The organism is Cytobacillus sp. GQ23, from assembly GCF_059758675.1.
On the sequence record NZ_JCAXER010000014.1, the window covers coordinates 13,756 to 26,794 of the forward strand.

The 13,039-nt window shown below is 41.0% G+C and carries 13 protein-coding genes and 1 riboswitch; of the genes, 8 read left to right on the forward strand and 5 right to left on the reverse strand.

The genetic code is table 11. The features are described 5' to 3' along the window. Positions 1–93: 93 nt before the first annotated feature. Positions 94–1,311: a NupC/NupG family nucleoside CNT transporter gene (locus AC6CHU_RS12945; RefSeq protein ID WP_159869455.1), complete on the forward strand. Its 1,218-nt coding sequence runs from the start codon at positions 94–96 to the stop codon at positions 1,309–1,311. Between the two features lie 47 nt (positions 1,312–1,358). On the opposite strand, the gene treC is transcribed toward AC6CHU_RS12945, so the two are convergent. From treC to AC6CHU_RS12970, 5 genes are all read right to left on the reverse strand, one after another. Beyond that, positions 1,359–3,044: an alpha,alpha-phosphotrehalase gene (treC, locus tag AC6CHU_RS12950; RefSeq protein WP_159869458.1), complete on the reverse strand. Its 1,686-nt coding sequence runs from the start codon at positions 3,042–3,044 to the stop codon at positions 1,359–1,361. A 216-nt stretch (positions 3,045–3,260) separates the two neighbouring features. Beyond that, complete coding sequence (locus AC6CHU_RS12955) at positions 3,261–4,937, reverse strand: glycoside hydrolase family 13 protein (RefSeq protein WP_498121982.1); 1,677 nt, start codon at positions 4,935–4,937, stop codon at positions 3,261–3,263. Positions 4,938–5,023: 86 nt separating this feature from the next. Continuing rightward, a complete protein-coding gene (gene treP / locus AC6CHU_RS12960) occupies positions 5,024–6,430 on the reverse strand; it encodes a PTS system trehalose-specific EIIBC component (protein WP_498121984.1) in 1,407 nt (468 codons plus the stop codon). A gap of 271 nt (positions 6,431–6,701) precedes the next feature. Then, positions 6,702–6,875, reverse strand: coding sequence for a twin-arginine translocase TatA/TatE family subunit (tatA, locus tag AC6CHU_RS12965; RefSeq protein ID WP_035327434.1), 174 nt, complete (start codon positions 6,873–6,875; stop codon positions 6,702–6,704). 110 nt (positions 6,876–6,985) lie between these two features. Then, a complete protein-coding gene (locus tag AC6CHU_RS12970; RefSeq protein WP_159869467.1) occupies positions 6,986–7,708 on the reverse strand; it encodes an NAD-dependent deacylase in 723 nt (240 codons plus the stop codon). Between the two features lie 148 nt (positions 7,709–7,856). Between AC6CHU_RS12970 and AC6CHU_RS12975 the strand changes: the two genes are divergently transcribed. From AC6CHU_RS12975 to AC6CHU_RS13005, 7 genes are all read left to right on the forward strand, one after another. Next, the gene (locus tag AC6CHU_RS12975; protein ID WP_159869470.1) at positions 7,857–8,270 is read left to right on the forward strand and encodes a YkvA family protein; all 414 of its coding nucleotides are present in this window, start codon (positions 7,857–7,859) and stop codon (positions 8,268–8,270) included. 77 nt (positions 8,271–8,347) lie between these two features. After that, positions 8,348–8,456: riboswitch (TPP riboswitch) on the forward strand. 110 nt (positions 8,457–8,566) lie between these two features. Then, positions 8,567–9,565: an ABC transporter substrate-binding protein gene (locus tag AC6CHU_RS12980; RefSeq protein ID WP_159869473.1), complete on the forward strand. Its 999-nt coding sequence runs from the start codon at positions 8,567–8,569 to the stop codon at positions 9,563–9,565. 14 nt (positions 9,566–9,579) lie between these two features. After that, a complete protein-coding gene (locus tag AC6CHU_RS12985; protein ID WP_159869476.1) occupies positions 9,580–9,873 on the forward strand; it encodes a thiamine-binding protein in 294 nt (97 codons plus the stop codon). Continuing rightward, positions 9,870–10,637 (forward strand): ABC transporter permease, encoded by a 768-nt coding sequence (locus AC6CHU_RS12990; protein WP_159869479.1) that lies wholly within the window; start codon positions 9,870–9,872, stop codon positions 10,635–10,637. The genes AC6CHU_RS12985 and AC6CHU_RS12990 overlap by 4 nt, the downstream gene beginning before the upstream one ends. Further along, a complete protein-coding gene (locus AC6CHU_RS12995; RefSeq protein ID WP_498121987.1) occupies positions 10,634–11,368 on the forward strand; it encodes an ABC transporter ATP-binding protein in 735 nt (244 codons plus the stop codon). Before AC6CHU_RS12990 ends, AC6CHU_RS12995 begins: the two co-directional genes overlap by 4 nt. A gap of 11 nt (positions 11,369–11,379) precedes the next feature. Then, complete coding sequence (locus tag AC6CHU_RS13000) at positions 11,380–12,147, forward strand: TatD family hydrolase (protein ID WP_159869485.1); 768 nt, start codon at positions 11,380–11,382, stop codon at positions 12,145–12,147. Between the two features lie 125 nt (positions 12,148–12,272). After that, positions 12,273–13,013 carry a hypothetical protein gene (locus AC6CHU_RS13005; protein ID WP_498121989.1) on the forward strand — a complete coding sequence of 247 codons (741 nt, stop codon included), beginning with the start codon at positions 12,273–12,275 and terminating at the stop codon, positions 13,011–13,013. The last annotated feature ends 26 nt before the right edge of the window (positions 13,014–13,039 follow it).

Genomic DNA, 13,039 nt, shown 5'->3' on the forward strand with positions numbered 1-13,039 from the left:
ACAAGCAGTTTCATAAGGGAATAGGATTACTGGCCAGAACTTTCCCCGCTGATTTGGCCGGGGGAAACTACTACATAGTGAAGAGGTGTTAACATGAACTTTATTTGGGGGATTTTCGGTATTATTGTTGTTTTAGGAATTGCTTTCCTGCTTTCAAGCAATAGAAGGGCAATAAGTTTAAGAACAGTAGCGGGAGGTCTTGCCATTCAGCTGATTTTCGCCTTTCTCGTTCTCAAGTGGGAAGGCGGCAGAAAGGCATTAGAATGGCTCACAATGAAGGTAAACGATATAATCAATTACGCCAATCAGGGGATAAATTTTCTATTTGGCGGCTTGTTTACAGATGAATCGGGCATTACTTTCGTTTTCGCACTTCAGGTTTTGCCTGTTGTAATCTTTTTTTCATCACTGATTTCTGTCCTTTATTACTTAAGGATTATGCAGTTTTTTATTAAAATTCTCGGCGGGGGGCTTGCAAAGCTTCTCGGAACCAGAAAAGCTGAATCGATGTCGGCAGCAGCCAATATATTCGTGGGTCAAACGGAGGCACCACTTGTGGTCCGCCCATATATCGCCAATATGACAAAATCAGAGTTATTTGCGGTCATGACTGGAGGCCTGGCTTCTGTGGCAGGATCTGTTTTGATTGGCTATTCCTTATTGGGAGTGCCTCTCGAATATCTTCTGGCCGCAAGCTTCATGGCTGCACCGGCTGGGCTGATCCTTGCCAAAGTAATGATTCCTGAAACCGAAGAAAAAGAAGAGCCTAAAGAATTTGATATGGAAGTGGATAGCGATTCTGCTAACGTCATTGATGCTGCTGCAAAAGGAGCTAGTGTCGGATTGGAGCTCGCTTTAAATATCGGAGCCATGCTGCTGGCCTTTATTGCATTGGTTGCTTTGATTAACGGACTACTTGGATGGGTTGGAGGATTATTTGGATTAGAAGGCTTAACGCTCGAAATCATTCTTGGATATGTTTTCTCACCTCTCGCGTTCGCTATAGGAGTTCCATGGTCGGAAGCCGTACAGGCAGGAAATTATATTGGCCAGAAGCTGATTTTGAATGAATTTGTTGCTTATTCTGCTTTTGCGCCGGATATCCCAACCTTATCTGATAAAACAGTGGCGATCATTAGCTTCGCCCTTTGCGGATTTGCCAATATCTCTTCATTAGGCATCCTTCTGGGAGGGCTTGGCGGTTTAGCCCCAAACCGCAGGCAGGACATTGCACGTCTTGGCTTAAAGGCAGTCGCTGCAGGCGCTTTAGCATCTTTGTTAAGTGCCTCAATAGCTGGAATGCTGTTTTAAAAAAACTAAGAAAATGAAAAATCCTCCCTTCAGCGGGAGGATTTCTTTTATTTCTTTAAGTAATAGATAACGGATTCGTATGGCCTTAACTGGATGGTCTCAGCAGCTGAAGGTGACTGCTTGTAGTTGGTCAGTAAGATTTCTCCTTTAAATTCATTTGCGTGAATATGTTCAGGAAGGGGAAATGATGTTTCTTTCCCATAAAAATTATTTACGACCAACAGCTTTTCATTATCACCATTTCGAACATAAGCAAATACATCAGGATGATCTTCTGAAATCAGTTCATAGTCGCCATAGGTGATAATATCGTACTGCTTGCGAAGCTGAATCAGCTTTTTATAATGATAAAATACAGAATTCTCGTCCTTCAAGGCTTTTTCGGCGTTGATTTCCCTGTAATTGGAAGCAACATGAATCCAAGGCGTTCCATCGGTGAAGCCGGCATTTTCAGAGCTATCCCACTGAACCGGCGTCCGGGAGTTATCGCGCGATTTGCTTTTGAGAATATTAATAATTTCTTCCTCATCCATTCCCTTTTCCTTAAGGATAGAATAAACGTTCAGTGATTCCACATCTCTGTAGTCCTCAATGCTCTCAAAGCCCGGGTTCGTCATGCCAAACTCTTCACCCTGGTAAATATATGGAGTCCCCTGCATCATATGAATGGCTGTCGCCAGCATTTTTGCAGATTCCCGATGATATTCTTTGTCATCACCATATCTTGATACAATCCGAGGCTGGTCATGATTGCACCAAAACAAGGCATTCCAGCCTCCGCCCTTGTGCATTTCTGTTTGCCATTTCGATAATATCTGCTTTAAGGCCTTAAAATCAAATTCTGCGAGTGCCCATTTCTCCCCATTGGGGTAGTCCACTTTTAAATGATGGAAATTGAACGTCATGCTTAATTCTTCCCGCTCGGGGTTTGAATATTTTATACAATGATCAATTGTAGTGGATGACATTTCCCCGACCGTCATACTGCCGTACTTTGAGAATACTTTTTCATTCATTTCGTGCATGAATTCGTGAACACGGGGGCCGTCAGTATAGAACTTCCTGCCATCACCCGGAGGGACTGAACCGTCATCATCAGGAAAATCCTGATCTTTAGAAATTAGATTGATTACATCAAGTCTAAATCCATCTACACCTTTTTTAAACCAAAATTCCATCATGTCATACACTTTACGGCGCAGGTCTTCATTTTCCCAATTGAGATCTGCCTGTGTAACATCAAAAAGGTGAAGATAGTATTGGCCAGTTGCTTCATCATATTGCCATGCATTTCCGCCGAATTTGGATTCCCAGTTTGTCGGCTCGCTTCCATCCTCCTTAGGATCTTTCCAGATATAAAAATCCCGGTATGGATTGTTTTTTGCTTTTTTTGCTTCCTGGAACCATTCATGTTCAGTGGAAGTATGGTTAACAACAATATCCATAATGATTTTTATGTCACGATTATGGGCTTCTTCAAGAAGCTTATCAAAGTCTGCCATTGTTCCATATTCTTCATGGATGCTGAAATAATCGCTGATGTCATACCCGTTATCACGCTGTGGAGATTTATAGATCGGTGTCAGCCAGACAACATCCACACCTAATTCTTTTAAGTAATCCAGTTTGGCAATGATTCCAGGAATGTCTCCAACTCCATTTCCTGTCGTGTCGTTAAAGCTTTTCGGATAAATTTGATAGACTACTGCTTTTTTCCACCACGGTTGTTTCATTTAGAATCACCCTGTTTTATTTTTTTTGAAATTTTTTTCAAAGCTTGCTGTTTTTTGTTTTGAATTATGCCCGTTGATTTGCAGCCAACCCGCGGGAAGTAATGTGAGCCTCCTCGGCTTAGCCTGAGGAGGCTCAGCTGTCCTGTCCCTTACCTGCCACCCCGGATTACATTTAACAACATGAGTGAACCATGCTGCTCATCAACTTATCTTTTATCAGCAGTTAAATAGAAGCACTTGAGCTTCATAAGGACGAAGCTTGATTGTTCTGCTGATTTGTACATCTTTATAATTTCCAATCAGTTGTTCGAATTTTTTATCCTGGATGTCTGCAGGAAGTACTGCTTCAGTGTTTTCAACATAGAAGTTGCACATAACAAGGAGTATCTGATTGCCAAGTGTTCTTGTATAGGCATAGACTTCGGGATGATCATCTAGTATAAGGTTATACTTTCCGTAAACAATAACCTCATTTTTCTTCCTGAGTTCAATAAGCTTTTTATAATACTGAAAAACAGAGTCAGGGTTTTTCATGGCCTTTTCGACATTAATCTCTTTATAGTTAGGGTTTACTTTTATCCATGGTGTTCCTTCCGTAAATCCTCCGTGCTCAGAAGAATCCCATTGCATTGGTGTCCGCGCATTATCACGCCCTTTTGCATAGATAGCTTCTAATGCCTTTTCCTCGGTCCAGCCATCATCAAGAGCTTCATTATAAAAATTAAGTGTTTCTATATCTCTGTATTCATCTATGCTTGAGTAGCGGACATTGGTCATTCCAATTTCTTCGCCCTGATAAATATAAGGAGTTCCTTTCATCATATGCAGCAATGTTGCCAGCATCTTTGCCGACTTCTCCCAAAACTCTTCATCATTCCCTAATCTTGAAACAGAGCGTGGCTGGTCATGATTATTAAAGTAAAGACTGTTCCAGCCAATTTCATCCAGCTCATTTTGCCATTTGGTCAGATTTGTTTTTAAGTCAAACAGATTGAGGGGTTTAAGGTCCCATTTGCCGTTTGGCCCGTTATCCAGGCTAACATGTTCAAACTGGAAAACCATATTTAATTCATTGCGTGATTCTCCTGTATACTGCCTTGCCCACTCAGGATTAACACCAGGCATTTCGCCGACAGTCATAACATCATACTTCGATAAGGCCTTTTCATTCATCTCCTGCAAGTATTCATGAATTTTTGGGCCATTTCGATAATACTTGCTGCCAGAAGCATACTTCTTCCCGGGCTTTGGTTCATCATCAGGGAGTCCCTCCACTTTGGAAATAAAGTTGACTACATCCATTCTGAACCCATCAATCCCTTTCTCAAGCCACCAGGTCATCATGTCGTATATTTCTTCTCTTAATTTTTGATTCTCCCAGTTTAGATCAGGCTGTTTTTTTGAGAACAGATGCAAATAATATTCTCCTGTACTTTCATCAAGCTCCCAGGCAGATCCGCCGAAATTACTGCCCCAGTTATTCGGCTCTTTTCCATCTTTTCCTTCACGCCATATATAGTAATCCCTATATGGATTATCCTTCGATTTCCTTGCTTCTGAAAACCAGATATGTTCATCTGAACTATGGTTTACCACCAGATCCATTATGAGTTTAATGCCTCTTTTATGCAGCTCGTCAAGAAGCAGTTCCCAATCCTTCATGGTGCCAAACTCTTCCATAATATCCTGATAATCACTGATATCGTAGCCATTATCATCATTTGGCGATTTATAAACCGGTGATAGCCAGACCACATCAATTCCGAGCTCTTTCAAATAATCCAGTCTTGAGATAATTCCCTGCAAATCTCCTATTCCATCTCCATTGCTGTCCATGAAGCTCCGAGGGTAGATTTGGTAAACTACACTTTCTTTCCACCAATGCTTCTTCATAATGCGACCTCCGGTATAATAAAATTTCGAGAAAGCCTAAAAATGGTGATACCATGGAATCATAGAACCCCATGGCATCTTCAAGTTTATTCGGCTTTTTTAAATTTTGAGAAAGCTAAAGTTAATAGAAACGGAACTATGAGTGCAATTCCCATTCCAATAAAGAAAGGAATCCAATTTTCCGCAAAGATGGAGAAGAACGCCGGCAATCCGCCTACACCTATTGACGGTGCCTTAACTCCATTAATAGTGATGAATATGCCAGCAATCGCCGACCCAATAATCGCTGCAAAGAACGGATACTTAAAGCGAAGATTTACCCCAAACATAGCCGGCTCGGTAACGCCCAGCCATGCTGATATTGAAGATGTAAGCGCAAGACCTTTCAGCTTTTCATTTCCTCTGCTAAGCAGCATCATGGCAAAAGCTGCGGAACCCTGTGCAATATTAGACAATGCAACCATAGGCCATAAAAACGTGCCGCCAATGCTGCCGATTAACTGCAAATCAACAGCAAGGAAAGTATGATGCATGCCAGTGATTACAAGCGGTGCATATAACCCCCCATAAATTAATCCTCCAAGTGCCGGAACAGCATCAAAGATTCCGACAACACCATTTGTAATCCAGCTGCCGATTGTAAAAGTAATTGGTCCAATGGCAATAAAAGAAAGAAATCCTGTTACTAATAATGCAATCGGTGCAACAGTCAGAAGCTGAAAAGCATCAGGAATTCTTTTTCTCAGGAATACTTCTATCTTAGCCAACACATATGAAGCAAATAATACCGGCAATACCTGACCCTGGTAACCTACTTTCTCAATTTCAAAACCAAATAAATTCCACTTTGGAACTTCCTCTGCAGCACCATAGCCCCATGCATTTAAAAGATCCGGGTGCACGAGCATCAAACCAAGCACAATACCCAGAAGCGGACTTCCGCCAAACCTGTTAACAGCACTCCATCCAATCAAACCGGGTAGGAATACGAAAGCAGTATTGGCAATCAGGTTAATGATCGCAGCCAGATCAGCCCAGTTTGTATAAACTTCAACAAACGACTTTTCATCAAAGAAAATACCTGGCGCAGTCATAATGTTGTTGATTCCCATCAGCAAACCAGCTGTTACGATAGCTGGCAGGATAGGAATAAAAATATCGGCAAGTGTTTTAATGCCGCGCTGCAAGGGATTTAAGTTTTCGGCAGCAGCACTTTTGGTCTCTTCCTTTGACGATTCGCCAATTCCGGTAGCCTCTGTCATTTCTTTATATACTTTATCAACGAGGCCTTGTCCGATTACAACCTGGAATTGTCCATTGGTGAAGAAGGACCCTTTCACTATATCAATATTTTCAAGTTTTTCTTTATTGACTTTGCCTTCATCTTTTAAGGCAAAACGCAGCCGTGTTACACAATGAGTGGCCGCAGCGATATTATCTTTGCCCCCGATAGCTTCTACGATTTGCTCTGCTGACTCTTTATTTGTAGCCATTCTTCGCTCTCCTCCTGTTACCGTTTTCAAATAAAAGAAAAAAACAGTTATAAGGTGCTTATTTATGGTCCTCAATTTTGATAAATATAAACCAAAGCAACTTGTATATACATGATCTGTTTACGCTTTCATTTTATCTTGTATATACATGTCAGTCAACTGTTTTTTCTTTTCCTTGTTTTATATACCCATTCACACCGTTTGGAAGCCATAAAAAAGAAAAACCGGCTTTGAGACCAATCGTCTGCAAAGCCGGTTCTAAACCGGTAGGCTATTTTCTTTTATCATCGTCATCATCTTTAGTGAGATCACGAGTAGATTTCTTAAATTCCTTTAAAGTTTCCCCGAATGCTCTCCCTATTTCGGGAAGTTTTTTAGGCCCAAAAATAATAAGAGCCAGAACGAGGATGAGAATTAAGCCTGGAATTCCGATGTTTGATAACATGCTGAACACTCCTTATATATCATATCGCTTGAAGCGGTAGTAATCATGTTCACTGTCTATTATAGGGGACTTGCTCAAAAAATCATAGTACGAGACTTATTATAAGATACTCATTCTCCCGCTGTTAAAAGGCCATCTAGTTCTTCGAGTACGTCACCAATTTTGCGGTCATGGATTACTTCATCTGCATAAAAGTCAAAATCAGTGGGTTCCATATTAATTATCACCAGTTTTGCTCCGTTTTGTTTCGCTATCAGCGGAAACTGATTTGCCGGGGTCACAGTCAAGGATGATCCCAGTACAATAAATAGTTCTGCCTTGTCTGATTCATCTGCCGCAAAATCTAATGCCTGCTCCGGCAGCATTTCTCCAAACAGAACTACTGAAGGACGAAGCATTCCCCCGCAATTACATTGAGTATGCCCATGCAAATAACCCTCGCTTGGGAACACTTCTTTACATTCCTGGCAGTGGAGTGTCTGCAGATTACCATGAAGCTCTGATACATTTTTACTGCCAGCAAGCCGATGAAATCCATCAACGTTTTGAGTTATAATACTCTTTATCATGCCTCTCTTTTCCCAATCAGCAAGAATATAATGGCCTTTATGAGGATTACACTCTTTCAGTCCGATTACCCTGTGCCGATAAAAATCTATAAATTCATTCACATTTTGATTTAATGCTTCCGTACTGGCAATTTTTCCAGGATCTTTCCCGTTCCATAATCCATTGTTGGCTGACCTGAAATCAGGCAGCCCGCTTTCCGTTGACATCCCTGCTCCAGTTAGTATTACTGTATATTTTGATTCCTTCAGCCATTTTTCAATCATAAATACCAGCTCCCACTAAATATATTGATACAGCTTAATGCTTATTTCCATTTTTTTCTTCAGGTTAAATGTTTATGTCATGTCACGTATGCGGTAAATAATAGAATTATAACTGTTTACCCGAATTATCAATATAGGAGTGATGGCTATGCCTGAAATAGAAACGAAAGACTATAAGGATGGCTATAAAAAATTTTCTTCCAGGGCAAAACGCTACGCAGAGGATCCCGAAAAAACGAAAGGACTGCTAAAAAAGGCGACACTTAAAGCAGATAAAAACAAATCCTCATTAAATGATATATGGGAAAAGTTTCAGCTGCTTATTGATTTAGTCAGGGCATGGTCAAAAGGTGATTACCGGCATATCTCCAAAAAATCAATTATCTTTATTATTGCTTCCATTCTATACTTTGTTTCCCCTATCGACCTGGTTCCAGACTTTTTAATTGGAATGGGGATTTTGGATGACGCAGCAGTACTGGGCTTTGCCGTCAGTCAAATATCAGGGGAGCTTGAGAAATTCAAAACCTGGAAAGACAGCAGGACAATTGAAATGAAATAAATTTCAAATGCTGTCCTTTTTTATATTGTCTGCTATAATAATGATGGAAAGTATTCATGTCTGTTAAAATTATATAGCAAGAAATGTAGGGGAACCGGTGTGCCGGTTGAGACTTCATCCTTAAGATGCTGACCCTTTGAACCTGATCTGGCTAATACCGGCGTAGGGAACATATTCTTAAACATCATAAATGTTTTTTTATATGCGTCCCGGTATTATGCCGGGGCGTTTTTTAATTTTCAGGGCAGACTAATACCCACTTTCCTTACTACATAAAAGCTTTTGGAGGTTTCATTATGAAAAAATGTATAGCTGCTATTTCTGCGCTTCTTCTGCTGCTTACCGGATGTGCCGGCAGCGGCCAGACTGGAAAAGAAGATGCAGGCAGCAAACAAGAATTGAAAAAGGTTACTGTCGTTCTGGATTGGACACCCAATACCAATCATACCGGCTTATACGCCGCAAAGGAAAAAGGCTATTTTAAAGAAGAAGGACTTGATGTCGAAATCATCATGCCAGGTGAGGCAGGAGCAGATCAATTGACCGCATCAGGCAAGGCAGATTTCGGTGTCAGCTATCAGGAAAGCATTACGGAAGCGCGGGTACAGGGTGTGCCACTGGTTTCAATAGCTGCTGTCATTCAGCACAATACTTCCGGTTTTGCATCCCCTGCTGAAAAAAATATTAAATCGCCGAAAGATTTTGAAGGAAAAACTTATGGCGGCTGGGGGGCACCTGTAGAAAAATCAGTAATTGACTCTCTAATGAAAAAGGAAAATGCTGATGTCGATAAAGTGTCAATTGTGAACATGGGAGATGCAGACTTTTTTACAGCCGTTAAAAGAGATATAGACTTCGCATGGATTTATTACGGATGGACAGGTGTAGAAGCTGAGCTTCGAGGGGAAAAGATTAATATGGTCTACCTTACAGACTACTCTGATAAACTGGATTACTACACGCCTGTACTGGCAACTAGTGAAAAAATGATTGCAGATGATCCGGAGACTGTCAAAGCATTTGTAAAAGCAGCAGCCAAAGGATATGAATTTGCAATCAACGAACCTGGCGAAGCAGCTGATATTTTGTTAAAGCATGCTCCTGACCTTGACAGTGACTTGGTCAAAAAGAGCCAGGAGTGGCTATCTCCGCGCTATCAGGATGATGCTTCCAGATGGGGAGAACAAAAGCTTGAAGTCTGGGAAAACTATGCACACTGGATGCATGAAAATGGTCTTTTAGAAAAAGAATTAGATGCCGGCAAAGCATTTACAAATGACTTCCTGCCGGAATAAGGGGAGTTTATAAAATGGCAAACGCACTTGTAAGCATTCAAATCATACCAAAAACAAAAGATGGGGAAAATGTTATACCATATGTTGATGAAGCAATCAGTGTCATTCAGCAATCGGGTGTTAAATACGAAGTTCATCCCCTGGAAACAACGATGGAAGGCGATTTAGAACATTTATTAAAAATCATTGCTGACATGAACAGAAAAATGATTGAAAAAGGAAGCAGCAATGTCATTTCACAGGTTAAGATCCTATATCAGCCTGCTGGAATTCAAATGAGTGATTTAACGGAGAAGTACCGTTCATGATCAGTGCAGTCAGAAAAGGATGGAGGCCGGCAGCGGTTCTCCTTCTTTTATTCATTTTTTGGGAGCTGGCGGTGAATCTGGCAGATGTCCCATCTTGGCTGCTTCCTCCCCCGACAGACATTATTCAGGAGGCGTTTTTAGGCTGGGAGGGCTTCCGCCTGCATCTTCAATCGACAATCCTGCTTTCACTATGGGGATTTGGCATAGGCACTGTCATTGGATTACTAACAGCTGTGATACTGCATTTATTGCCTTTTATTAGGGAGTCTGTTTACCCGCTTCTTATCCTTTCTCAAAATGTGCCAATAATTGTTCTGGCTCCTTTACTGGTTGTATGGTTCGGATTTGGCATACTGCCAAAGCTTATTGTCATTACGCTGGTATGCTTCTTCCCGATTACTGTTGCAGCATTGGATGGTTTTCGGCAAACACCGGGAGAACTCAGGCATTATATGCTGATGGCAGGGGCGAGCAGCGGACAGCTATTTTGGAAGCTGGAGCTCCCCCATTCCCTTCCATCTTTATTTTCAGGCCTAAAAATCTCTGCAACCTATAGTGTGATGGGTGCTGTCATATCTGAATGGCTTGGAGCTAAAGCCGGAATAGGGGTTTATATGACCCTAGCCTCTTCCTCATTTCGGACAGACCGTGTTTTTGTAGCCATTTTTGCGATTATGCTGTTAAGTTTGCTCCTTTTTGGAGCCATTTTACTGGCTGAACGTTTGCTTATTAAATGGAAGTCCCAGGAGAGTGGCAGGAAATGATACAATTATCGGTTAATTCTATATCGAAAAGTTTTGATTCCAATCAAGTATTAAACAATTTAAGCTTTCAAGTAAATGAAGGTGAATTTGTTTCGATTCTTGGTCCATCCGGCAGCGGAAAAAGCACTATATTCAACCTGATTGGCGGTATGCTCCTGCCAGATGAAGGTTCCATTAAGCTTGGGAATACAGAAATCAGCGGAAAACGCGGTTCAATTAGCTATATGCCCCAGACACCTTCCCTGATGCCATGGAGAACCATCCTCCAGAATGTTAAGCTTGGCCAGGAAATTATGGGAAAAGCCGATCCGGAAACGGCCAGAAACATGCTTCAAAAAGCAGGACTCGGCGACTATGAAAATGCATATCCTCATGAATTGTCGGGAGGAATGAAACAAAGGGCTGCCTTTATCCGGGCATTATTGAGCCCGCAGCCGATCATATTGCTGGATGAACCTTTTTCAGCTTTAGACGAGCTCACCCGCCATGATATGCAAAAATGGCTTCTTGATATTTGGAACGAGCATAAACCGACAATCCTGTTTGTAACACATAATATTGAAGAAGCCCTTTACTTGTCTGATCGAATTTTGGTCCTGAGCAGTAAGCCTGCTAAAGTAATGAATGAATATGTGGTACCCTTTAACAGGCCAAGGGTGGAGGAACTTCTTCTCAATGAGGAATTCCTTGCCTGCAAAAGAAGTATCCATCATGCGCTGAAAAACCATTAGGAGGCAGGAGCATGGATAAATATATTGATTCCCATATTCACCTTGATAAATATAGTCATATGGATTTAGAAAGAATGTTTAATGAGCTGCCATTTCAGCTATCCCTTGTAACAGTTTCAAGCGATTTAGCCTCCTGTAAACGAAACCTTGCTCTTTCGGAAATTTATCCTTTTGTTAAACCTGCCTTTGGTTTTCATCCTGAACAGGCACTGCCCAGTGATCATGAAATTTCAGAGCTTTTCAGCTGGATGAAGATTCACAAAGAGCAAATGGCTGCTGTTGGCGAGGTTGGCCTTCCATACTATTTAAAATCTGAAGGAGTAAAGCAGCTTGGCGGGTATATTGAACTTCTCGAAGAATTCATTAAGCTTGCAAAAGAATGGGATAAGCCTATTGCCCTTCATGCAATTTATGATGATGCACCGACTGTATGCAATTTATTGGAAAAGCACTCAATTAAAAAGGCTCATTTCCACTGGTTTAAAGGTGACACCGCAGCCATAAGCAGGCTGGTTTCAAATGGATATTATATCTCCTTTACACCTGATATTGTGTACGAAAAAGAAATACAGCTCCTTGTACGGGATTTCCCTATCGATAAATTGATGGCCGAAACAGACGGTCCATGGGAATTTGATGGCCCTTTTAAAAACAAACCTGCCCATCCGGCCATGATGGCCCATTCGATCAGTGTCTTTGCTGAACTAAAAGAAATTACTTTCAGCAGTGCCCTTAAGAAGCTGAATGATAATACAAAAGCCTTTTATAATATTGATTAAAACATTTACAATAAGACGGTTTTTTTAGAGAAAATATACTAGATAAATATAATCACTTCGCACCATTCCTAATTTTGGAAATATGGGTTAATCTTATATTGGACAATACTTTTAGGAGGTATGTGATGAAAAAGTATATTTTCTTATTATTGACTATTTTACTAGTTTTCTCGGGCAATGTTTCTGCACAGCCCAAAAGCAAATCGGCAATTTCGACTGAGAAGGATTTCATGAAAGCCGTTTTAAAATCTGATGAGTATAAGGAATTCAAATCCTCTATCTTAAAAGATGCAGCTACCAAGCCAAAAGCTCTTATCGATGATAAGGGAATGCAATATGGCTGGACAGTGCAATATGAAATTGAATACAATGAAAAAAATATATTCCTAAATGAAAAAGCTCTCGTAAATTTCTCCTCTCTCCTTTCTTTCTCATTAGAGTCCGGAAAGGAATTAAAAGTGCGGCTGGTTGATTACAGCAGGCTCATTGAGGATCAGGCATTTTATGTAAAAGACCTGAAGTCTGAGGAAGAGACCAAAATAGATATATCAAAAGACGTTGCCTTTACTGATTATTTAACAGAAGTAGAAATGAAAAAAACTCAGCTGATTAAAGAAGCGGCTCAGATTAATACTGTTACTTCCGATAAGGCTGAAGCATCAGGCCAGCTATGCTACTATTGCACAAAGTATGAATGGCGCGGCGGCTATCCCTGTTCATCCGCTAATATTGAATCTGAAGCTTCAGTATCATCGCAGCTTGAACAAAACGGGCTGAATCCGAATTCAGTGGTCATTGAATGCTATGTCCCCCGTCATAAGGTGTGTGTTGATGGAGAATGGAGAACCTATTGCCCTATACAATGAACAAAACCGGCTAAGCGAATCGCTTA